At 65.6% G+C, this 21,495-nt stretch carries 19 protein-coding genes and 1 tRNA gene; 12 read left to right on the forward strand and 8 right to left on the reverse strand.

The annotated features are described in order from the left end of the window. Nucleotides 1-110 precede the first annotated feature (110 nt). The 3 genes from ACZI8R_RS02990 to ACZI8R_RS03000 are packed head-to-tail and all read left to right on the forward strand — an operon-like array spanning nucleotide 111 to nucleotide 7,110. Nucleotides 111-1,562, forward strand: coding sequence for a TIGR02677 family protein (locus tag ACZI8R_RS02990; RefSeq protein WP_463378207.1), 1,452 nt, complete (start codon nucleotides 111-113; stop codon nucleotides 1,560-1,562). Continuing rightward, nucleotides 1,559-2,953 carry a TIGR02678 family protein gene (locus ACZI8R_RS02995; protein WP_463378056.1) on the forward strand — a complete coding sequence of 465 codons (1,395 nt, stop codon included), beginning with the start codon at nucleotides 1,559-1,561 and terminating at the stop codon, nucleotides 2,951-2,953. Before ACZI8R_RS02990 ends, ACZI8R_RS02995 begins: the two co-directional genes overlap by 4 nt. Next, a complete protein-coding gene (locus ACZI8R_RS03000; protein ID WP_463378057.1) occupies nucleotides 2,950-7,110 on the forward strand; it encodes a TIGR02680 family protein in 4,161 nt (1,386 codons plus the stop codon). The genes ACZI8R_RS02995 and ACZI8R_RS03000 overlap by 4 nt, the downstream gene beginning before the upstream one ends. 44 nt (nucleotides 7,111-7,154) lie before the next feature. Here the strand turns inward: ACZI8R_RS03000 and mshC are convergent, their stop codons facing one another. From mshC to ACZI8R_RS03025, 5 genes are all read right to left on the reverse strand, one after another. Beyond that, on the reverse strand, nucleotides 7,155-8,399 hold the full coding sequence (gene mshC, locus ACZI8R_RS03005; RefSeq protein WP_463378058.1) for a cysteine--1-D-myo-inosityl 2-amino-2-deoxy-alpha-D-glucopyranoside ligase: 1,245 nt from the start codon (nucleotides 8,397-8,399) through the stop codon (nucleotides 7,155-7,157). A 45-nt stretch (nucleotides 8,400-8,444) separates the two neighbouring features. After that, complete coding sequence (locus ACZI8R_RS03010) at nucleotides 8,445-9,254, reverse strand: SCO1664 family protein (RefSeq protein WP_463378059.1); 810 nt, start codon at nucleotides 9,252-9,254, stop codon at nucleotides 8,445-8,447. A 3-nt stretch (nucleotides 9,255-9,257) separates the two neighbouring features. Then, nucleotides 9,258-9,854 (reverse strand): DUF3090 domain-containing protein, encoded by a 597-nt coding sequence (locus ACZI8R_RS03015; protein WP_463378060.1) that lies wholly within the window; start codon nucleotides 9,852-9,854, stop codon nucleotides 9,258-9,260. An 80-nt stretch (nucleotides 9,855-9,934) separates the two neighbouring features. Beyond that, nucleotides 9,935-10,621 carry a histidine phosphatase family protein gene (locus tag ACZI8R_RS03020; RefSeq protein ID WP_463378061.1) on the reverse strand — a complete coding sequence of 229 codons (687 nt, stop codon included), beginning with the start codon at nucleotides 10,619-10,621 and terminating at the stop codon, nucleotides 9,935-9,937. 36 nt (nucleotides 10,622-10,657) lie between these two features. Further along, nucleotides 10,658-11,503 (reverse strand): undecaprenyl-diphosphate phosphatase, encoded by an 846-nt coding sequence (locus ACZI8R_RS03025; RefSeq protein WP_463378062.1) that lies wholly within the window; start codon nucleotides 11,501-11,503, stop codon nucleotides 10,658-10,660. Nucleotides 11,504-11,684: 181 nt separating this feature from the next. Between ACZI8R_RS03025 and ACZI8R_RS03030 the strand changes: the two genes are divergently transcribed. The 5 genes from ACZI8R_RS03030 (at nucleotide 11,685) to ACZI8R_RS03050 (ending at nucleotide 16,301) form a co-directional block, all read left to right on the forward strand. Beyond that, nucleotides 11,685-12,605: an aldo/keto reductase gene (locus ACZI8R_RS03030; RefSeq protein WP_463378063.1), complete on the forward strand. Its 921-nt coding sequence runs from the start codon at nucleotides 11,685-11,687 to the stop codon at nucleotides 12,603-12,605. 72 nt (nucleotides 12,606-12,677) lie between these two features. Next, nucleotides 12,678-13,364: a biliverdin-producing heme oxygenase gene (locus tag ACZI8R_RS03035; RefSeq protein ID WP_463378064.1), complete on the forward strand. Its 687-nt coding sequence runs from the start codon at nucleotides 12,678-12,680 to the stop codon at nucleotides 13,362-13,364. Further along, complete coding sequence (locus ACZI8R_RS03040) at nucleotides 13,361-14,374, forward strand: heme/hemin ABC transporter substrate-binding protein (RefSeq protein WP_463378065.1); 1,014 nt, start codon at nucleotides 13,361-13,363, stop codon at nucleotides 14,372-14,374. Before ACZI8R_RS03035 ends, ACZI8R_RS03040 begins: the two co-directional genes overlap by 4 nt. A gap of 50 nt (nucleotides 14,375-14,424) precedes the next feature. Then, the gene (locus tag ACZI8R_RS03045; RefSeq protein ID WP_463378208.1) at nucleotides 14,425-15,441 is read left to right on the forward strand and encodes a FecCD family ABC transporter permease; all 1,017 of its coding nucleotides are present in this window, start codon (nucleotides 14,425-14,427) and stop codon (nucleotides 15,439-15,441) included. Beyond that, a complete protein-coding gene (locus tag ACZI8R_RS03050) occupies nucleotides 15,438-16,301 on the forward strand; it encodes a heme ABC transporter ATP-binding protein (protein ID WP_463378066.1) in 864 nt (287 codons plus the stop codon). Before ACZI8R_RS03045 ends, ACZI8R_RS03050 begins: the two co-directional genes overlap by 4 nt. On the opposite strand, the gene ACZI8R_RS03055 is transcribed toward ACZI8R_RS03050, so the two are convergent. Beyond that, nucleotides 16,298-16,639, reverse strand: coding sequence for a hypothetical protein (locus tag ACZI8R_RS03055; protein ID WP_463378067.1), 342 nt, complete (start codon nucleotides 16,637-16,639; stop codon nucleotides 16,298-16,300). The genes ACZI8R_RS03050 and ACZI8R_RS03055 overlap by 4 nt on opposite strands. Nucleotides 16,640-16,792: 153 nt before the next feature. On the opposite strand from ACZI8R_RS03055, the gene ACZI8R_RS03060 reads away from it, so the two are divergent. From ACZI8R_RS03060 to ACZI8R_RS03070, 3 genes are read left to right on the forward strand one after another with little or no spacing between them, the layout of a single operon-like run. Continuing rightward, nucleotides 16,793-17,806 (forward strand): hypothetical protein, encoded by a 1,014-nt coding sequence (locus tag ACZI8R_RS03060; RefSeq protein ID WP_463378068.1) that lies wholly within the window; start codon nucleotides 16,793-16,795, stop codon nucleotides 17,804-17,806. Then, nucleotides 17,803-18,078, forward strand: coding sequence for a DUF5703 family protein (locus ACZI8R_RS03065; protein WP_463378069.1), 276 nt, complete (start codon nucleotides 17,803-17,805; stop codon nucleotides 18,076-18,078). Before ACZI8R_RS03060 ends, ACZI8R_RS03065 begins: the two co-directional genes overlap by 4 nt. 10 nt (nucleotides 18,079-18,088) lie before the next feature. Next, complete coding sequence (locus ACZI8R_RS03070) at nucleotides 18,089-19,159, forward strand: quinone-dependent dihydroorotate dehydrogenase (RefSeq protein ID WP_463378070.1); 1,071 nt, start codon at nucleotides 18,089-18,091, stop codon at nucleotides 19,157-19,159. 80 nt (nucleotides 19,160-19,239) lie between these two features. Here ACZI8R_RS03070 and ACZI8R_RS03075 read toward each other — a convergent pair whose 3' ends face one another. Together ACZI8R_RS03075 and ACZI8R_RS03080 are read right to left on the reverse strand one after the other, a co-directional pair. Beyond that, a complete protein-coding gene (locus tag ACZI8R_RS03075; RefSeq protein WP_463378071.1) occupies nucleotides 19,240-19,770 on the reverse strand; it encodes a YbhB/YbcL family Raf kinase inhibitor-like protein in 531 nt (176 codons plus the stop codon). Between the two features lie 36 nt (nucleotides 19,771-19,806). Beyond that, nucleotides 19,807-21,159, reverse strand: a complete 1,353-nt coding sequence (locus ACZI8R_RS03080; protein ID WP_463378072.1) for a M20/M25/M40 family metallo-hydrolase — start codon at nucleotides 21,157-21,159, stop codon at nucleotides 19,807-19,809. 172 nt (nucleotides 21,160-21,331) lie between these two features. Between ACZI8R_RS03080 and ACZI8R_RS03085 the strand changes: the two genes are divergently transcribed. After that, nucleotides 21,332-21,417: transfer RNA gene (locus ACZI8R_RS03085), tRNA-Leu, on the forward strand. The last annotated feature ends 78 nt before the right edge of the window (nucleotides 21,418-21,495 follow it).

Here is a 21,495-nt window from a genome sequence, read left to right on the forward strand (position 1 = left end):
CTATCGGGCAGGCCAACGCTTAACCTGTCACGGTGACCGATTTCGCCGATACCGCCGAGTGGGTGTTCCCCTCAGGGCGAGTGACCGACTCCCCCGACGTGGACGGCCGGCTGAAACTGTTCGCATTCGCGACGGCAGAGAAGCGCACCGAGTACCTGTGGGTGCTGCGCGCCTTCGACAGCGCTCGCGCCAACTATGTGGTCCTGCTTCACGCCGCCGAGGTGTCGCGGATCCTCGAAAAGATCTCGCCGGACGACCCGGCCGCTCACCTCTCCCCCGTCGAGGTCGCTCCTCTGCTCGAGCAACTCCACATCTGGGAGGTCCTCGAGCGAAGCTACGACGGAACCCGGGCAGCCACCCTCGCCGAATATCGAAACCGAAACTTCGTCTACCAGTTCAGCCAATCCGGCTACCAAGTGTTTCGTGCAGTGGAGGGCGTGTTGGCGGCCCGCGACGACGAAGCCTCGTTGTCGCGACTGGCACTACCCGATCTGCTGTCGGACATGAAGGATCTCGCTGCGGCCAATCGTCGAAACGATGCGGACGGGGTGTACCGCAAGCTGGGACGCCTCGACACCACACTTTCCGAAATGGCCACGCGCGCATCACATTTCTACTTGACACTCGGCGATCTCGTGCGCACCACCGACATCACTCCCGAGTCGTTTCTCTCGCACAAGGATGCGTTGCTCACGCACATGCGCGAGTTCGATTCGGATCTGACCCGCTACACACCGCGCATTGCGGAGGCCATCGCCACCGTCGAATCCACGGGCACCGATGCGATGCTGCGCCTCGCAGCAACGTCGGACGAGCGAGTGTTTCTCTCCTTCGAACAGCGGATAGACGACTGGCGGGCGCGGTGGTCCGGCCTGACCAACTGGTTCGTCACGGACCCCACGCACCGGAGCGAATCCGAACGACTCGGCGAAGGCACCATGAGTGCGATCGCCGCGGTCCTCTCACTCCTTCGCCGCGTCACCGAGACACGCAGGGGTGGCGTCAGCCGCGAAAGCCAACTGCGGCACCTCGCCGGATGGTTCGCAGCAGCACCGTCCGAAAAGGCGGCTCACGCGCTGTTCGACGCGGTGTTCGATCTGGGCAAACCCCGGCACCTGTCGGTCGTTCACCCGGATGCGGACGTCATTCCGGACGCCCGCTCGTGGTGGGACGCGCCGCCCATCGAGATTTCGCGCACGCTCGCCGAGACCGGCCGTCCGCCGTCACCCGGCCTGCCCGCACGCGTCCAACGCAACGACGGAAGTGTGCGCCGACTACGTGAGGAACAGCTCGACCGACAACGTCGACGAGCGGCCGCGGCGCGATCCCTGGCCGATGGGGACGCATACGGACGCGTTCTCGGTAACGCGGAGACGGACGTTCTGCTGAGCCTGCTCAACATCGCACTCACGTCACGAGTTCCGGTGAGTGGACGGGTCGAAGGCGCCACCGGAGCCGAGAACGGCGTGAAGCTGACACTGAGTCCACACACCGAGTCCACCACGGTGGAGACCGAACGCGGCCGGCTACACCTCGACGGATTGAAGGTCACCATCCGATGAGGGCACAAGAGATTCCGTCGTTGACTCTCGATTCCTATCAGCGCGCAGCACGGCTCGTACTGACGAATCATCTGGTGACACGGTCGTTTCCGGACCGTCTCGCGTTGCCGCTGATTCGGAGGTGGGCCACCGAGCTTCGCGACGATCTTCACGAACTCTTCGGATACCGCCTCGAAGTCACGGAAACCACTGCGCGACTGTTCACTCGATCGGACCGACTCGACCCGGACTCTCCAGCGAAGACCGCATCCGACCGTACTTTCGATCGGAGTCGATATTCCTACCTCGCGCTGTCCCTCGCCGCGCTGGGCCGGGCCGGCAATCAGATCACGTTGTCGGAACTGGCGAACCACGTCGCCGCGTCCGCCGCACAGATCGACGGCATCGAGTTGTCCACCGAGCGCGCCTCGGACCGCGACGCCTTCGTGGACGCCGTCGGTTGGCTCGCGATCCGCGGAGCGATAGCACTCACCGACGGGGATGCCGGGGGTTGGGCCGCAGATCCCGAGGCCGGCGAAGCCCTCTACGACATCGACCGCGGTGTAGTGGTCGCCTTGTTCCGGCCGCCACGAGCTCTTCAACACCTCCGATCCGTGCGAAGTCTGCTCGCCGAGCCCGATGCATCCGGTAGCGATGCGAATACCGAGCGCCCCGTCGACCCACAGGCCGTTTGTCGGCGCGTGCGGAGAGCCCTCGTCACTCGTCCCGTCGTGTACGCCGCCACGCTCGACGACGACGAGAGGGTGCAATTGGCACTCCCCCGAACCACGGCGGAGATCCAACTCCTGACCGGTCTGACGGCCGAGCGCCGCGCCGAGGGCGTCGCGATGATCGACGTGTCCGGTCGCCTGTCCGACACCCGGTTTCCCAGTACGGGCACGGTCTCACAAGTGGCGCTGCTCCTTGCAGGCGAGATCGCGGACCGAGTGCTCGACCTCGACGCCCCCGAACTGTCACACCTGCCATTGCCCGAACAGTCCGCGGCAGCCCTCGCCGCACAGCTGGACAGAGCGATCCCCACGTCCGGCGTCTTCGAGGAGCTTGTCGACGAGGCCGACGATCGCGATTCGTCGAGAGAACACGCGGATCCGGAATCCTCCGATGATCCGGACGTGTTTCCGATGATCGCGCACGCATGGATCGACAACACGCTCCACACCCTCGTAGAGCAGTACGGCAAGACGTTCGCGGCCGCCTGGCAGGCCGACCCGGCAGGGCTGGGGCGCGCCGCGCTCGCCCTTCTCGAGCGCCTCGATCTGGTGGCGCCCGTGCCCGGCGGGCTTCTTGTTCTGCCCGCGCTCGCACGCTACCGCGGAGTCGTCGTCACCATCCGGGAGCGCGCCCCCGAAATCGACCTGTTCCCGAGCACCAGTGAGGACACCACAGTATGAGCAGCACTCGCTTTCGGCCGACCCGCGCCGGAATCATCAATCTGTGGGACTACCGAGATCAGGAGTTCTCGTTCGCCGACGGAAGATTGGTGCTGAGGGGACCCAACGGGTCCGGCAAGACGAAGGCACTCGAGGTGCTCTTTCCGTTCGTGTTCGACGGCCGGATCGAGCCTCGTCGACTCAATCCGTTCGCCGGTGAAGAACGCACGATGAAGTCGAACCTCCTCTACCGCGGTCAAGAGAGTGCGTACTCGTACGTGTGGATGGAATTCTGCCGCGGGTCGAAAGCGGATCCGGAGGCAGTCACGGTCGGTATCGGGATGCGGGCGAGCCGCACCAACGACAAGGTCACTCGTTGGTATTTCGTGGCCGACGGCCGGGTCGGCGTCGACTTGTCCCTTCTCGGCGACGACGATCGTCCGCTCACCAAGAAGCAATTGGGCGAGCGGATCGGTACCGACTCGATCGAAGATCGACCCGTCGACTACCGCGCGGCAATCGACGCCCGCCTGTTCGGTCTCGGCGCAGAACGATACGACCAGCTCATCAATTTGATCCTCACTCTCCGGCGCCCCCAGCTCGCGAAGAATCTCGACCCGAAGGGCCTGTCGCAGGCGCTGACCGACGGACTGCGGCCGCTCGACGAGCAGCTGGTTCTCGAGGCCGCCCGGTCGTTCAGCGACATGGAAGAAGTCGGGCGGGCGCTCGAGAGTCTCACGGCGGCCGACGAGGCCGCCCAGAGCTTCGTCGGCGTCTACACCCGCTATCTCGAACTGCACGCCAAGTCCGATGCCGATCATCTGTCCGCTCGCCTCGATTCCGTGACGCGTGGCCGCAGCGACATGAATGCGGCCGCCACGGAACGCGAACGAGCACAATCCGCCCGCGCCGCTGCCGAAGCGGGGTTCGCGGCCGCAGAACGAGAGCTCGACCAGGCCAACGCCAATCTCGATGCGCTCACTCGTTCCACCGCGTACGAAGGCCGAACTCAACTCGACGACCTCACCCGAGCTGTCACCACGCTGGAACGATCGACCACAGGACAGATCGACAAGGCGCGCAAGGCCACGGCAACCCTCGAACAGCGCGCGGAGGAATCCGCCCGCGCGCAGGACGTCGTCGCCCGCACCGCCGAAGCCCTCTCCCGAGCCGAGGACGAACTCCAGGCCGCCGCCGACGACGCCGGCATCACGTGGACCGCATTGCCCGACACCAGCCGTTCGGACCAACTCACGAACGCACTTCGCGGTCACGCCGAGGAGCGAGACGGTGACATCCGGGCCGTACGCACCGCGGCCGCCGCAGTCGAGAAGGCAACGGCTGCACGGGAACGCGCCGCCGAATCCGCCCGCCGGAGCCAGGACCAGCACGAGTCTGCACGGACTGCAACGATCGAGGCCGAAGCAGCTGTGGAGGTCGCCCGGGGGAAATGCGCGGTGGATCTGCGCGCTTGGTGGACGCAGCACTCCGACTTGTTCGCGACCGTGGGCATCGCAGACACACTCTTCGACGAACTCGACGCCGCCTTGTCGCAGGTCGGTGACGAAGACGCAGCGTCACTGAGCGAAGTACTCGCACGATGCAGCGCCGACGCCGTCGAGGCTGTCAGGACCGACCGCCAGAACGCCGCGTCCGACATCACCGCCACCGAGACCACGCTCACGGAACTGAAAGCGACCAGAGAGGCGGTCGCGGCCGAGCACGACGACGCTCCACCTCCGTCGGACGCACGTACCGGAGCACGTACCGAACTCGAGGGCGCACCACTGTGGCGTCTGGTCCGATTCGGCGACGACATCGACGCGCACACTGCTGCAGTCGTCGAGGCGGCCCTGCAGGCGTCGAACCTTCTGGACGCCTGGGTCACCGATAACGCCTCCGCGCTTGCCGACCTCGAATCCGAGCAGTACCTGACTCCCCTACCTCCCGGGGACCGCCCCGCAGGCTCCACGCTGCGTGACGTTCTCGTACCCGAATCCGATGCGGGCGTGTCGGAACAGCGGATAGCGAATGTGCTCGCCTCGATCTCCTGGGACGGACCGATCGAAGACGGTCCCACCCCGGCTCTGGACGGTCGCGGCAACTTTCGTCAAGGGGTGCTACGAGGAAGGCATACGAAGGCCGAGGCGGAGTACATCGGAGCCACGGCCCGTGAGCGGCGCAGGCGTGTACGCATCGAAGAGTTGGACCACGACATCGCCGGGGCCGAGGCCACGCTCGAGCGGGTCCGCGCCGAGGAGGAGCACGCACGTGCCCTCCTCGCTCGTCTGGCCGGCGTCGGCGGCGAGCTACCCACTACGAAGCACATTCGACGAGCGCTCGTGGCGGTCACCGAGACTGCGGGTGTGCTGCGGAGCAGGTCCGAGGCCGAAGTACTTGCAGTTCGCGAACACGATCAGGCCATCGCCGAGGTGAGCGCGAAGGAGAAGCAGCTGCGCAGCGCCGCAGTGAAGCACCGGACACCGCACGTCGCCCGGGACATCGATTCCCTCGCAGCCGATGTGCGGCACTTCGAACAGCGGGGCGAGACCGTACTGCGACTGCGTCGCGATCATGCGCGCGAGATCGAACATGCTTCCGAGGCCGACGACCGGCTCACCGAAGCCCGGTACACCGCAGAAGAATTCGCCGAAGAGGCGGTGATCGCCGAGGAGTCTCTCGCCCAGCAGGTTCAACGCTTGAGCACGCTGCGGGAAGCACTCGGTGCCAGCGCGGAACAGATCGACGCCCAGCTCGACGAGGCACATGCACGAATCGAGGCGTGCAAGAAGAAGCAGCGGGATGCGCGCAAGGCGGACAAGGACGCCGGTGAAGCCATCGGTAAAGCCGAAGGCGCACACACCGCGGCCGTATCGGCGTTGCGTGTCGCACTCACCGAGTGCCACAACGACGCCGCCCGCCTCGCTCCGTATGCGCAGCGAGACATCCTCGAGCTCCTCGGGATCGGTACCGACCACGCTTGGCCGGCCAGTTCGTCCGCCTGGTTGACTGCCGACCAGTTGGTGTACCGACTCCAGGAGTCCGAAGAACACACCGATGTGCTGCCCGCGGAGGTGGCGGCCCTGCATCAGTCGCTGATCGGCGTGACGGAGTCGGTCCGCGGTGGGGATGCCGCCCGCAAGTCGACGAGATCCGCGCTGACCACCGCGCTACAGGAATTCGAGGCACGTCTGGCCGCAGCAGGCGAGGACTACAGGCTGCAGTGGGACGCGCCCGACGGCCTCACCGTGGTCCAGATCCAGGACGACGAGGGTGTTTCGTCGGTGGGACAGTTCGCTTCTCGTATCGCGGAGTCGCGCGGACATCAGGAACACCTGCTCACCGATGCCGAACGCAAGATTCTCGAGGATGCACTACTCACCGGACTCGCACAGCAGATTCACGAGCACACCGTCGATGCTCGGGAACTGATCGCGAAGATGGGGACCGAGATGCGGGAGCGCCGCATGTCGTCCGGGAGCACCATCGGAGTTCATTGGGTTCTCGCCGACGATCTGGACGAGCGCGCCCGCGCCGTGTCCAAGTTGCTCGAACGCGATTCCTCCGCACTCGGCCCCGACGAGCTCGCGACCATGCGCGCACATTTCGCCGATCGGATCAGAACTGCCCGCGCAGCACATCCGGAGCGGTCGTATCCGGAAATCCTGTCCGCGGCACTCGATTACCGTCGTTGGCGCGTGTTCTCGTTCACCCTCGTCGGCGTCGACGGCAACGAGGACCGACTCACGGTGGCCCGGCACAGCGCGTTGTCCGGAGGTGAGCAGTCGGTATCGCTTCACCTGCCACTGTTCGCGGCCGCGCACGTGATGCTCGATTCCGCTGATCCGCACGCACCGCGACTGCTGGCTCTGGACGAAGCATTCGCCGGCGTCGACGACAACGGACGCGCCGAACTTCTCGGACTCAGCGTCCAGTTCGACCTCGACCTGTTCATGACGGGGTACGACCTGTGGATCACGTACGCGGGGGTACCGGGATGCGCCCACTACGATCTTGCGCACTCGTCGGCCGAGCAGAGCGTCAGCGCGGCGCTGCTCGTCTGGACCGACGGCGAACTGCTTGCGGAGCACGACGGTTCGGACTTGGCGACGGCGCTCGGATCCCCGCTGCGTCGCCGAGCCCCACGGCCGGTGGACGACTCACTCGAACTCGTGTGATCTCGGCCCGGCGACGTATGCCAGGGGTCGATCCACGAACCTCGTCAGGACAGTAGGTCGACGCCCAGGAGTGCATCGACGGCGGCGGCGAACAATCCGGGTGCCTCGGTGTTCGGGCCACCGTCGTCGACGGCCCTTCTCGCCCAACCGTCCAGCGCGTCCAGTGCCTTGGGCGTGTCCAGGTCGTCCGCCAGGTGTTGGCGCAGGCTCGCGACGGTGTCCTCGGCGGATTGCGCAGATTCGAGTGCAGCGGCCTTGCGCCACAACTCGAGTCGCGCGTGTGCGTCGGCCAGAACCTGATCGGTCCATGCCCGGTCCTGTCGGTAGTGCCCGGAGAGCAGACCGAGCCGGATGGCAGCGGGATCAACCTGTTCGCCCCGTAGCTTCGAGACGAACACGAGGTTGCCACGGCTCTTCGACATCTTCTCGCCGTCGAGGCCGATCATTCCGGTGTGCACGTAGTGCCGTGCGAAGCGCCGCTCGCCGGTCACGGACTCCGCGTGGGCCGAGGAGAACTCGTGGTGCGGGAAGATGAGGTCGCTTCCGCCGCCCTGCACATCGAATCCGCTTCCGATCCGATTGAGTGCGATCGCGGCGCACTCGATGTGCCACCCCGGTCGGCCCTCGCCGAACGGCGACGGCCACTTCGGTTCGCCGGGTCGGGCCGCTCGCCACACCAGGGCGTCCAACGGATCGAGCTTGCCCGGCCGCTCCGGGTCACCGCCACGCTCGGCGAAGAACGTGGACATGGTCTCGCGGTCGTAACCCGACTCGTAACCGAACTGTTCGTTGGCATCGACTCTGAAGTAGACGTCCGGGTACTCGGGGTCGTCCACGACGTACGCCGCCCCGGACGCCACCAGCTTCTCCACCAAGGCGACGACCTCGCCGACCGACTCGACCGCTCCGATGTAGTCGCGAGGAGGTAGCACTCGCAGTGCCTCCATGTCCTCACGGAACAACGCGGTCTCCCGCATGCCGAGAACCACCCAGTCCTCGCCGTCACGCTCCGCACGCTCGAAAAGGGGGTCGTCCACGTCGGTGACGTTCTGGACGTAGTGCACATCGTGGCCGGCGTCGCGCCAGACCCGGTTGACCAGATCGAAGGTCAGGTACGTGGCGGCGTGGCCCAGATGTGTCGCGTCATAGGGGGTGATGCCACAGACGTACATCGTGGCCGTCGGCCCCGGAACGACTGGGCGAACCTGCCGGTCTGCGGTGTCGTACAACCGTAGCGGCGGACCCTCGCCGGGTAGTGAAGGGACAGCGACGTCGGACCAAGACTGCATGCAACCGAGAGTAATGGAGAGCGCTGTAGCCGAGGTTGGCGCCTGTCAGAATGCCGGCCACGGGATGGGGCGATTCCCGTTCGGCCGTGGCATCGTCGGCGCGGCGACGAGTGCCAGCGCTCGCTCCCGTAGTGCGGTCACCTCGGCGGGCGTGATGTGCTCGGTCAGTTCGTCGCCGAACTCTCCCGACAGACCCTCCACGAGCTCGGCTACGTCCAGCACCAACGCACCGGGAACTTCACTGCCTGCCCAGCCCCACAGCACCGTGCGCAGCTTGTTCTCGGAATGGAGACAGATTCCGTGGTCCACGCCGTAGACGGACCCGTCCATACCCTCGAGTGCGTGACCACCCTTGCGGTCGGCGTTGTTGATCAGGATGTCGAGTACCGCCATCCGCTGCAGCCTCGGATCGTCTGCGTGAATCAATGTCACGTTCGACCCGTCCATGTCGGTCGCATGCAGAATCTCGAAGAACCCAGGAGGTACGTCGCCGCTGGGACAGATGTCGACCAGGTCCAGCCCGACGGGGCTGTCCGAGGACACGTCCGTGCCGTGTCGATCCGGCGTGTCGATCCAACGCTGCACCATTCCGGGACCGAAAGGCCCGTCACGCAGGATCGTTCGCGGTATCACGCCCCACCCGAGGCGTTCGGAGACGAGATACGACGCACGCTCCCGGCCGGCCAGGGTGCCGTCCGGAAAGTCCCACAACGGCTGCTCGCCGCGAATCGGCTTGTAGACGCATCGGACCACGTCGTCTCCGGATTCCGCATCGCACACCAACGTGGCGTTACTGGCATGCGTGATCTGTCCGATGAGCGTCAGCTCACCGTCCAGAAGCGCGTCGACGGGCAACCGTCACTCCTCTTCGTCCGCATCGGGTGCGAGCAGTCCGAAACTCTCGCCGCGGCGATACCCGTTGGTGCGAATACACATGTGCCCTTCCGGTGCCAAGGGTTCGCCGCACAGCGGGCACGGCGCCCGGCCGGCGGCGATGACGCGCTCCGAGCGCAACGAGAACTCCCGTGCCTGAATCGGGGTGAGGAACACCCGCACGGCGTCGGGCCCCTCCTCCGAATCGTCGAGGACCACCGACTCGTCGAACTCCGTCTCGCTCACGGCCAACAGTTCGACCACGACGGCCTCCGCGTCCGCGTCCCAGCCGAGCCCCATCGTGCCGACCCGGAACTCCGCGTCGATCGGCGTCACCAGCGGGCTCGAGTCACCCGGCTGGTCACCCTCCGGCGGCACATCGGTGCCGAACCGACGGTGGACCTCTTCGAGCAACAGACCCATGCGGTCCGCGAGTACCTGTACCTGCTGCTTCTCCAACAGAACACTCACCACCCGGGCATCGTGCACCGCCTGCAGGTAGAAAGACCGGTCACCTGGCTGACCGACCGTGCCCGCAATGAATCGATCGGGGGTGCGGAATACGTGGATCGCGCGTGACATTGCACCTCCTTGGGTTGAAGCCGGGCATCGCCGAAGTCGTGCCCGCTCGCCTGTTTCTCATTATCCGTCAATAGTCACAGTCAGACCTCCCCGCCGGGCACCGATTGGGATACCGCCGGTCCGTCTCGCTTCGGTGCAGTGCCGACGAGGCCCGAGAAATCGCCACCGGTGTCGTTCATGCGAAGCACGAACGGTCGGGTGTCGGTGTACCGAACGACACTGATCGATGCCGGCTCCGCAACGATCCGCTGGAAACCGTCGAGGTGCGAACCGAGCGCGTCGGCGAGTATCGACTTGATGACATCACCGTGACTGCACGCCACCCAGACCACGTCACCGCCGTGTTCCTTCGCCAATCGGGCGTCGTGCTCACGCACTGCTGCCACGGCACGGGACTGCACCTGCGCCAATCCTTCGCCGCCGGGAAACACCGCTGCGGAGGCGTGCTGTTGCACGACCTTCCACAGTGGCTCTTCCACCAGCGACTTCAGTTCGCGCCCCGTCCACTCTCCGTAATCGACCTCGACGAGTCGGTCGTCGGCCTCCGGAGTCAATTCGTGCTCGAGTGCCAACGGCTCCACGGTCTGCTCGCAACGCAGCAGCGGAGACCGCACGATCGCCGCCAATCGAACACCTGCCAATCGGTCGACGACCGATCGTGCTTGCTGCCGGCCGCGCTCGTCGAGGGCGACGCCGGGGGTGCGACCCGCCAGAGTTGCGGCGGTGTTGGCCGTCGACCGACCGTGACGGAGCAGGACAACTGTCATTCGCCCAGCCTAAACTCGAGGACTCCGAACGGCCGGTCAGGTGGCGGAAACGACGCCGGTCGCCAGCAGTGCCATCACGATCACACCGAGCCCGATTCGGTAGCCGACGAACCAGTACATCGAGTGGTTCTCCACGAACTTCAGGAACCATGCAATCGCCGCATAGCCGACTGCGAAGGCGATGACGGTCGCAACCAGGAGCTGGGCTCCACTCGCGTTGAGACCCGATCCTGCTGGTTCGAATGCGTCGGGAAGGCTGAACAGACCGGACGCGACGACCGCGGGGATCGCCAGCAGGAACGAGTAGCGGGCGGCCGCCTCACGGGTGAGTCCGAGAAACAGTCCGGCGCTGATCGTGCCGCCGGAGCGGGACACACCCGGAATGAGGGCGAGAGCCTGCGCCGAACCCATGATGATGCCGTCGCGCGCGTTCAACTGGTCCAACGGGCGCACCTTGCGGCCGTAGTACTCGGCCGCGGCGATCACGAGCGCGAACACGATCAGCATCGTGGCGATCAACCAGAGGTTGCGAGCACCCGTCCTGATCTGATCCTTGAACAGGAAGCCGAGCACACCGACCGGGATCGTGCCGATGATCACGTACCACCCCATGCGGTAGTCGAGATCACTTCGATGCTCGGCGTGTAGCAATCCCCTGAACCACGCCGTCACGATCCGAGCGATGTCGCGGGCGAAGAAGATGAGGACCGCCAGTTCCGTACCGAGCTGAGTCACCGCCGTGAACGATGCACCCGCGTCGTCGCCGAAGAAGATCTCGGAGACTATGCGCAGATGCCCCGAAGAAGACACCGGCAGAAACTCGGTCAACCCTTGAACAACTCCCAGTACGACCGCCTGAAGCCAGGTCATCGCCTCGCCCATCACTCACTCACCTTCGTGCGGCCCGCTCCGAGATGGAAGATGTCCGTTTCGGGAGTGTGGCGCCAATCATCCGCGTCGAGTTCGTAATTCACCGGCGCCACGGTACCGGGACACGAACTTCACCGATCAACTCGGCGTGGCATGGGTAGGCGCCCCGGCCTGCCCACTACTCTGCCGGGTTATGGAACAGAGAACGGTGGGAGCGAGTGGGCTTCGAGTGTCGCGACTCGGTCTCGGGACTCTGACGTGGGGTCGCGACACGGATGGAGACGAAGCCGCAGCACAGATCTCGGCATTCGCCGACGCCGGTGGCACGCTGGTCGACAGCTCCCCCGCATACGGAGACGGTGCGGCGCAGCGGATTCTCGCCGAACTCCTCGGGGACGTCGTGCCTCGCGAACAGCTTGTCGTCAGCTCGAGCGCCGGTATCGGCGGCGGCCGAGTCGATTGCTCACGCAGAGGTCTTCTCGCTCAGCTCGACTCCACTCTTCGTGAACTCGGCACGGATTACCTCGACGTGTGGCAAGTCGCCACCTGGGACCCGGCAACTCCCGTCGACGAGGTGGCCACCACCCTCGACCACGCTGTCACCAGCGGGCGTGTCCGATACGTCGGGGCACGTGGCTATCTCGGATGGCAGCTCGCAACCGCAGCGTCGGCGGCGCGCGACACCGACCTGGTCGCAACCCAGATCGAATATTCGCTCCTCGCACGCGGCGTCGAAGAAGAACTCGTACCGGCGGCTCTTCACCACGGCGTCGGCGTGTTCTCGGCGGTACCCCTCGCAGGCGGAGTACTCACCGGAAAGTATCGAAACGGTGTGCCGGTCGACTCCCGAGGTGCCGACGAGGCCCACGCCGACCACGTACGGAGCTACCTCGGCGATGCCTCGAACAGAGTGGTCGACGCCGTCGTCACCGCCGCCGACGGTCTCGGCACCTCACCACTCGCAGTAGCCCTTGCCTGGGTGCGCGACCGTCCCGGAGTCTCCAGCGCGATCGTGGGTGCCCGCGACATCGCGCAGCTGACCGGGGTGCTCGTCGCCGAGGAATTGGAACTTCCACCCGCGATCAGCGCGGCGCTCGACGACGTCAGCGCGTAGCCGGTTCACGCCCAAGGCAGGTCAGGCTAACCTGGTACGCGAACCGGCATCGGCGTACAGGCGAGGAGCAGCATGACCAGTCAGATTCGGACTGCCGAACGTCCAGACGAGGCGGCCGGATTCTCCGAACGCCTCCGGACCGGCACCGACGCAGCCCACCGCGAGACGGAGCAGTCCCGGTTCGTGGGCGCTCTCCTCGGCGGCGAGCTGACATCGGACGGCTACGCAGAGCTCCTCGCGCAGACGTACCTCGTGTACACCCGGCTCGAAGAAGCCGGTCGGACTCACGCCGACGACGCAGTGGTCGCCCCGTTCCTGGCCGAGGAACTGCTTCGAGTTCCCGCACTCGAGGCGGACCTGGAGTTCCATCGTGGCCCACAGTGGCGCGAAACGATACGTCCACTCCCCGCCACGGAGCGGTACGTCGCACGCCTGGACGAAGTCGCATTCGGCTGGCCGGCCGGGTTCGTCGCGCACCACTACATCCGATACCTCGGCGACCTGTCGGGCGGACAGATCATCAGGCGAATGCTCGAGCGCGCCTATGGATATCGAACCGACGGGCTCCGCTTCTACATTTTCGACGGTATCCCCAAGCCGAAGCCGTTCAAGGACTCCTATCGGGCGAAACTCGATGCCGCCCCGCTGACCGAGCAGGAGCAGCAACGTGTCATCGACGAGGTGAACACGGCGTATCGCCTGAACGGACAGTTGTTCGCGGATCTCGAGGCCGACATCGAGAGGTACCTCGTCAAATGAGGCGACGCATCGCTGCTGTCGCAGTCGTGTCGGTGGTCGCATTGTTCGGCGTCACGGCCTGCGCGTCGGGCGCGGATCCCGGTTCGGGATCGTCGGGACCACGCACCGCGACGCTGGCGGACCCCGACCCGCAACCCGTGGCCGAAATGCCGGCACCTGCGTTGCCCACCACCGTCCACAGCTTCGACGGTGCGGAGGTGACCATCGACGATGCGAGCCGCATCGTCACCGCCGACCGATACGGCACTCTCACCGAAACGGTCTTTGCTCTCGGACTCGGCGACAACGTCGTCGGACGCGACATCGCTTCCGATTTCCCTGCAGCAGCAGACGTTCCGGTGGTCACGCCCGGTGGGCAGTCCCTCAACGCCGAGGCAATTCTGAATCTCGCTCCCACGGTCGTCCTGACGGACACCAGCATCGGACCCAAGGGTGTTCAGGACCAGTTGCGAGATGCCGGAATTCCGGTCGTGTTCTTCGATCCGGCCCGAACACTCGAAGGCGTGGCGCCACAGATCACCGCTGTTGCGGACGCACTCGGAGTGCCTGACGCCGGCCGCGATCTGGCCGCACGCACCGAAGCAGAGATAGCGGCGGCGCACGACCGAGTTCCGGAGGGCACGGACCCACCGAAAGTTGCGTTCTTGTACATGCGAGGAACCGCTCTCACCATGATGGGTGGGCCGGGTTCCGGCGCGGATTCGCTCATCGAAGCTCTCGGCGCGGTGGACGCCGGAACCGAATCCGGTCTCACACAACAGTTCTCCCCCATCACCAGCGAGGCGATGATCGCCGCGGCGCCCGACGTGTTCCTCATGATGACGAATGGGCTCGAGTCCATCGGAGGCATCGACGGGCTCGAGAAGATCCCCGGTATCGCTCAGACTCCGGCGGGCAAGAACCAGCAGGTTGTCGAGATGGCGGACGCAGTTCTCCTGAGCTTCGGCCCCAATACCGGTCGCGTGCTCGCGGCACTGGCCGACGCACTGTATCCGCCCGCAACTACGTGAACGTCGGTATAGACGTCGGCTCCGGCAACAAATCGCGCAGCCGAGCGGCGATGGTGTTGGCCGGTCTGGTGGTGGCTCTCCTGGTGTGTTCGGTGTTGTCCGCCTGCATCGGACAGGTACCGACGAGTCCCCTGGAGGTCGTCGGGAGCATTCTGCACCGCATCGGCCTCGACCTCGGCCCTGTCCCTGCCCATCCGAGCGGTGACGTCACCCTGTGGGAGGTTCGTTTCCCCAGGGTGGTTCTGGCAATTCTGGTGGGCGCCGCATTGGGTTGCGCCGGCGCGCTTCTCCAAGGCGTGTTCGCCAACCCACTCGCGGAACCGGGGGTCATCGGAGTGTCCGCCGGCGCCGCGGTGGGAGCGAGCGCGGCATTCGTCGTCGGCGGCACCTTCGCCGCCGGATGGTCCGTCGCGGCAGCCGCGTTCGCGGCCGGCCTCGTCACCACGGTCGGCGTCTACCTGCTCGCGAGACACGACGGTCGCACCGAGGTGGTCACACTCGTGCTCACCGGCGTGGCGGTCAACGCGTTCGCGGGGGGTCTGATCGCCTTCTTCACCTTCGTCGCAGATCCAGCGGCACGCGACCAGATCGTGTTCTGGCAGCTGGGCAGCTTGAACGCCGCTACCTGGAGTTCGGTTGCAGTGGTCGCGCCGATGGCGATCGCCGGCATCGCCGTCACCATGCTCATCGCACCGAAATTGGACCTGCTCGCGCTCGGCGAGAACGCGGCACGCCACCTGGGGCTGAACGTCGAACGACTACGACTGATCGCCGTGCTCCTGGTCGCGATTCTGGTGTCGTCGAGTGTGGCGTTCACGGGGATCATCTTGTTCGTCGGTCTCGTAGTGCCCCATCTGATGCGCATCATGGTCGGCCCCGGCCACCGAATCCTGATCCCGGCCAGCGCTCTGTGTGGTGCGTTGGTACTCCTGCTGGCCGACCTCGGGGCGCGCACTCTCGTCCAGAACGCAGACCTGCCGCTCGGCATGTTGACGGCGCTGGTCGGTGGTCCCTTCTTCTTCTGGCTCCTCCGCCGCACCCGTGCGAGCCAAGGGGGTTGGGCATGATCCGGGCCCTGAGAAGACTTGCGTCGGCACGCAGGGTCGATGGGCCACCTCCGCCGGCCGGAACCGGAGCGGTCACGCTGCGCGCCGTGGGAATCGACGTGACATTCGGAGATCGAGCGATCCTCCGCGACGTCTCGATGGACGTGCGGGCGGGCGAGATCCTCGTGCTGGTAGGACCGAACGGCGCCGGCAAGTCCACCCTGTTGGCCGCACTGTCCGGAGACCAGCCCGTCAGTTCAGGACACGTCGAACTCGGCGGCCGTTCACTGCCGCAGTGGTCGCACCTGGAGATGGCTCAGCGCAGGTCCGTCCTTCCGCAGCAGCACACGGTCGGATTCTCGTTCACCGCACGCCAGGTCGTCACCATGGGACGCTCCCCCTGGGCTCGGACTTCTCGTGCCGACGAGGACTCGGCGCTCGTCGAGCAATCGATGCGCATCTGCGATGTCGACACGTTCTCGGACAGACCGTTCACCGCGCTCTCCGGCGGCGAGCGCGCCCGCGTGGCATTGGCGAGGGTCCTCGCGCAACAGACGGACACAATTCTTCTGGACGAGCCCACCGCAGCACTCGACCTCGGTCATCAGGAGACGGTGATGACGGTTGCACGCGAACGCGCCGCGCAGGGCAAAGCAGTGGTCGTGGTGCTGCACGACCTCGCTCTCGCTGCTGCCTATGCCGACCGCATCGTCGTGCTGGAGAAGGGGCGAATCGTCGCCGACGGCCCGCCTGCCGACGTCCTGTCCGAGGATCTGCTCACCGAGGTGTACGGACACCCGGTCGAGGTGATGGCGCACCCCCGTACCGGTGCCACACTCGTGATCCCCAAACGCGACCGGTTGCCGGTCGACGACGCCTAGAGACCCAATTTGGCGAGGACGGCACGCACTGCCGATCCTTCTCCACGGCGGTCTTCGCCGGTGTCTGCGGCCGGGTCGGCGACCGCGTCCCGCACCACGGCAATCACGCTGCGTTCGTCGCTCAGATCGATCTCGGTGACCGATCGGCGAACCTCGGCGATCACATCCTCCCGATCGGGCACCGAATACCCGGATTCGTACCGGTAGATCCGGGCGACCAGGGTCCGGCCACACACGCGAAACGTGTACTGGCGCCCATCGTCCGTTCTACCGAAACCGTGGGCATGTGCACCGGCGGAAATGTATTCGGTTGTGAACTGGGAACCGAAACGTTCCACGGATCTCTCCTCGCTGACGGCGGTGGTCGACCGCGCGAACCGATCACACGGTAACCCGAATCGGCCGCTATCCCGAGTCGCCTGCAACGGCGTTGCGCCGATCAGGGATGCTGATGGGGTCGAACAGTCGGCCCGAATCCGAGGGAGCATTACATGAAACGTCCCGGACTGCGTGTGGTTGCCACACTCCTCGGATCGGCATTGCTGCTGGTGGCGGGCTGTTCTTCGGGCGACGATCAGGACAAGGTCCAGACGATCGAGCGTGCCACTGCCGCCGAATCGCCACCCGTCACAACTGCACCTGCGGGCGTCGTCCAACCACTGCCCTTCTCGGTCGATTCGACAACGATCGATCCGGCGACGAACACCCTGATCGTGACCGGTGACGACGGACGACAGGTTCGATTGTTCGAGAACGACGATCCGGCCGCACCGCCGCGAGAAGTAGGCACGGACCGGCCTGTTCGGCAGGTCACGCCGGTCGGCGACGGAACGGCGCTCCTCGCCATGAAGGATCAGGTCGGGCGTCTGGACCTGAATACCGGCGAGATCACGTCCACGCCCTTCGAGGGCAACGTACTTTCGGTGTCACAGCTCGACGACGGCCGGATCGTCGCCGGTACCGACAACGGGACCATCGGCATCATCGATCCGAAGACGAACGATGTTCGGACCATCACCGGACTCGCCTCGGTCGACGCGTTCGCGGTCGTCGGAAACAGTCTCACCGCGCTCGATCGGAAGCAGACCTCGGTCACCGATATCGACGTGAACGAGGAGTCCCTCGGCGTGGCGCTACGCGTAGGCGAGGGCGCTCACTCGCTCACGACCGACTCGTTCGGTCGCATCCTCGTGACCGACACCCCCGGCGACGAACTGCTGGTCTACACGACGGACTCGCTGACGCTGCGTCAGCGATTCCCGGTCGGTCCCGCACCCGTCGGAGTTGCCCACGACTCCGGCACCGACACCGTGTGGGTGACCTTGTCGGGCACCAACGAGGTGGTCGGATTCGATCTTTCCTCGGGGGTCGGCGTCGAAACGGCCCGGTTCACCACGGTCCGGCAGCCGAACTCCGTCGCCGTGGATTCGCGCACCGGTGACCTCTTCGTCGGATCCGCGGCAGGTGACGGCCTGCAACGCATCCCTACCCGGGCCGCGCCGTGACGACGCCACCCCCACCGCAGTCGTCCGGTTCGTCGAGACTGCCGAAGGGGTGGGAAGTCGTCACGCAAGGTCCCGGAAACGAGGATGCGGAGTTCGTGCACCTGCGACTTCCACCTGAAGTGACGCGCATCAGCGCAGCATTGCGACTGTCCATCCACGCGGAATTCGGGGGCTGGAAACTATCGCGCGTCCGCCTGTATTCGGACGGAACCAGGCGTGTTTTGCTCGAACGGCGTAAGACCGCGCATCATGTTCCGGATCCGGGAATCTAGGGAGAACTACGTGTATCACCTGCTCTTGCGCTTGATGTTCCTCGCTCCGCCGGAACGAATCCATCATCTGGCATTCGTCGCGATGCGCTTCGCCACACGGGTTCCTCCCGTGCGCTGGCTGATCTCCCGACTCCTCGTGGTCGACGACCCGGTACTGCGGTCCACTGTGTTCGGCGTCGACTTTCCCGCGCCGCTCGGCCTCGCCGCCGGCTTCGACAAGGACGCCACCGGGGTCGACGCCTGGGGACCACTGGGGTTCGGTTTCGCGGAAATCGGCACCGTCACTGCGCAGGCCCAGCCGGGCAACCCCACGCCGCGCTTGTTCCGCTTGCCTGCCGACCGGGCACTCGTCAATCGCATGGGCTTCAACAATCACGGCGCCGGCCACGCGGCCAACTACCTGCGTCAGCGCCGCGGCGGAATCCCGATCGGCGCCAACATCGGCAAGACCAAGGTCGTTCCGGTCGACGACGCCGCCGAGGACTACCGGCAGAGCGCCAGCCTTCTCGGCCCACTCGCGGATTTCGTCGTCGTCAACGTCAGTTCACCCAACACACCTGGTCTCCGAGACCTTCAGGCGGTGTCCACGCTCCGTCCGCTTCTGCAGACAGTCCTGGACACGGTCAGCGTTCCGGTACTGGTGAAGATCGCACCGGATCTCTCCGACGAGGACATCGAAGCCGTGGCCGATCTGGCTCTCGAACTCGGCCTGGCGGGAATCGTCGCCACGAACACGACCATCCGGCGCGACGGGCTCGTGACACCGCAACCGGATGTCGCCGCGATCGGCCCCGGTGGGGTGTCGGGAGCGCCGGTAGCCGATCGATCGGTCGAGGTTCTTCGTCTGCTGCGCGCACGCGTCGGCGACCGCATCGCGTTGGTCTCGGTGGGCGGCATCGAGACGGTCGATCAGGCGTGGGAACGCATCCTCGCCGGCGCCGCACTCGTGCAGGGCTACACGGGCTTCATCTACGGCGGTCCGTTCTGGATGCGCGGCATCCACAAGGGCATCGCACGAAAGCTCCGCGAACGCGGGTACTCGTCCATCTCCGAGGCTGTCGGCGCGGGCGTGGACGCCTGAAGGCCGCTCGACCGACAACGAGAACGAAACGAGTGTGGGGGCCGCGATACGCGGCCCCCACACTCGTTCACAAGTGACAGCTACTGCTCGTACGTTCCCGTGATGGTGGCGCGGGCGATCGCATGCGAGAACAGGTTGAATCCGAGGAAGGCCGGCGTCGAGTCCGCTGTCACGCCTTCCAGCGTGTCGACGTCCACGGCGTGCACGGCCACGATGTACCGATGCGGGCCGTGGCCTGCCGGGGGCGCGGCACCCAGGAACCGATGCAGTCCGCCGTCGTTCTTCAGCGTGACGCCCGGGTGCGGGATACCGGTGCCGCCGTCGTCACCGGCACCGACCACGAGGGACGTGGTGGCTGCGGGAATGTTCGCCACCGCCCAGTGCCAGAACCCCGAGGCGGTGGGTGCGTCCGGGTCGTACATGGTGACCGCGAAGCTCTTCGTCTCGGGCGGAAACCCCGACCAGGACAGCTGGGGCGAGTTGTCGTGGCCGCCGGCACCGAAGATTCCGCTGACCTGCTCGACCTTCAAGGGCTGGCCCTCGCTGATGTCTTCCGACGTCAACTCGAATGTGGGCAGCTTCGGAAGGTCCGCGTACGGATCGTGGGGCATACCGTTCCTCTCTCTCGTGTCACTTCTGTCTGGGGATCAGCTGTGCATCAGGAAGTGTTCGAGCACGCGCGTACCGAACTTTAGTGCGTCCACAGGGACTCGCTCGTCCACTCCGTGGAAGAGTGCGCTGAAATCGAGATCTGCGGGCAAATGGAGGGGCGCGAAGCCGAAGCACCGAATACCCAGTTTTGCAAAGGCTTTCGCGTCCGTGCCACCCGAGAGCATGTAGGGCACCGTCCGGGCTTCGCTGTCGTTGGCGAGGATCGCATCGTTCATCGCATCGACCAGGTGGCCGTCGAACGTCGTCTCGTAGGAATCGAGCTTGGTGATCCATTCGCGGGTCACGTCCGGTCCGATCAACTCGTCCACAGTCTTCTCGAACTCGGCCTGCCGTCCGGGAAGTATTCGGCAGTCGACCACCGCGTGCGCCGTCTGGGGAATGACGTTCGCCTTGTATCCCGCCTCGAGCATCGTCGGATTGACGGTGTCACGCAGCGTGGCCCCGATGATGTTGGCAATACTGCCGAGCTTCGCGAGTGTGCCGTCGAGGTCCGGGGAGGCCGGGTCGAAGTCCAACCCGGTCTCGTTGCCGACCGCCTGCAGAAACTCTGCAACGGAGTCGGGGACCACGAGCGGGAATCGGTGGGCTCCCAAGCGGGCCACTGCTTGCGCCAGGATGGTCACGGCGTTGTCCTCGTGCAGGAAGGATCCGTGTCCGGCCCTGGCCTTGGCCGTCAGACGCATCCACCCCAGGCCCTTCTCGGCCGTCTCCACGAGATAGAGGCGCCGCTCACCCCCGTCCGGCTTGGGGACGGTGAGCGAAAAGCCACCCACCTCACCGACTGCCTCGGTGACACCGTCGAACAGGTCCGGACGGTTCTCCACCAGCCACTGGCATCCGAACTTGCCACCGGCCTCCTCGTCCGCAACGAAGGCGAACACGAGATCACGCGGCGGGACGGTCCCCTCGGCTTTGAGTTGCCTTGCGACTGCAAGGATCATGCCGACCATGTCCTTCATGTCGATGGCGCCACGACCCCACACGTAGCCGTCCTCCACCGCACCCGCGAACGGGTGCACCCGCCAGTCGGCCGGCTCCGCGGGAACGACGTCGAGATGACCGTGCAGCATGAGGGCGCCACGAGAACTGTCCGCGCCCTTCAATCGTGCGAATACGTTCCCTCGCCCCGGGGCCCCCGATTCGACGTACTCCGTTTCGTATCCGACTTCCTGCAATTGCGCCGCGACCCATTCGGCACACTCGCGTTCGCCCTTCGTCGTCGACGGCTCACCGGTGTTCGAGGTGTCGAATCGGATCAAGGAGCTGACGAGATCGACGATCTCGGATTCGGCGCGGGCAGGACTCCGGTTCTTTTCCGTGGAAGACACCCCACTTTCCTACCACCGCACAGTGGGAAACGCTCAGGTGAACGCAACCTTTCCACCTCGTCGCACAAGGCGATTTGGGCCGCGGCGATTCATCGGTTAGTCTTTCTCGGCACCACAGAAACGGGCACGATGTGTTCGAAGATGCGGTGCTCCGTGCCTTGGTGCGGAGCAAGTCCGAGTGGCGGAATGGCAGACGCGCTAGCTTGAGGTGCTAGTGTCCTATTAACGGACGTGGGGGTTCAAGTCCCCCCTCGGACACGCTGATTTTCAGACAGTTCTGAGTTGAGACAGACGAGAAGCCCCGGTTCCTTGGAACCGGGGCTTTCTTCGTGAGAG

This window comes from Rhodococcus huquni (assembly GCF_055231055.1).

Excerpts from the sequence above, each read along its gene's own strand:
- ACZI8R_RS03075 (WP_463378071.1), bottom strand. The coding sequence starts at position 19,770 with ATGCCCCACGATCCGTACGCGGACCTTCCGAAGCTGCCCACATTCGAG.
- ACZI8R_RS03035 (WP_463378064.1), top strand. The coding sequence starts at position 12,678 with ATGACCAGTCAGATTCGGACTGCCGAACGTCCAGACGAGGCGGCCGGA.
- ACZI8R_RS02995 (WP_463378056.1), top strand. The coding sequence starts at position 1,559 with ATGAGGGCACAAGAGATTCCGTCGTTGACTCTCGATTCCTATCAGCGC.
- ACZI8R_RS03045 (WP_463378208.1), top strand. The coding sequence starts at position 14,425 with ATGGTGTTGGCCGGTCTGGTGGTGGCTCTCCTGGTGTGTTCGGTGTTG.
- ACZI8R_RS03060 (WP_463378068.1), top strand. The coding sequence starts at position 16,793 with ATGAAACGTCCCGGACTGCGTGTGGTTGCCACACTCCTCGGATCGGCA.
- ACZI8R_RS03015 (WP_463378060.1), bottom strand. The coding sequence starts at position 9,854 with ATGTCACGCGCGATCCACGTATTCCGCACCCCCGATCGATTCATTGCG.
- mshC (WP_463378058.1), bottom strand. The coding sequence starts at position 8,399 with ATGCAGTCTTGGTCCGACGTCGCTGTCCCTTCACTACCCGGCGAGGGT.
- ACZI8R_RS03000 (WP_463378057.1), top strand. The coding sequence starts at position 2,950 with ATGAGCAGCACTCGCTTTCGGCCGACCCGCGCCGGAATCATCAATCTG.
- ACZI8R_RS03020 (WP_463378061.1), bottom strand. The coding sequence starts at position 10,621 with ATGACAGTTGTCCTGCTCCGTCACGGTCGGTCGACGGCCAACACCGCC.
- ACZI8R_RS03025 (WP_463378062.1), bottom strand. The coding sequence starts at position 11,503 with ATGGGCGAGGCGATGACCTGGCTTCAGGCGGTCGTACTGGGAGTTGTT.
- ACZI8R_RS03040 (WP_463378065.1), top strand. The coding sequence starts at position 13,361 with ATGAGGCGACGCATCGCTGCTGTCGCAGTCGTGTCGGTGGTCGCATTG.
- ACZI8R_RS03030 (WP_463378063.1), top strand. The coding sequence starts at position 11,685 with ATGGAACAGAGAACGGTGGGAGCGAGTGGGCTTCGAGTGTCGCGACTC.
- ACZI8R_RS03050 (WP_463378066.1), top strand. The coding sequence starts at position 15,438 with ATGATCCGGGCCCTGAGAAGACTTGCGTCGGCACGCAGGGTCGATGGG.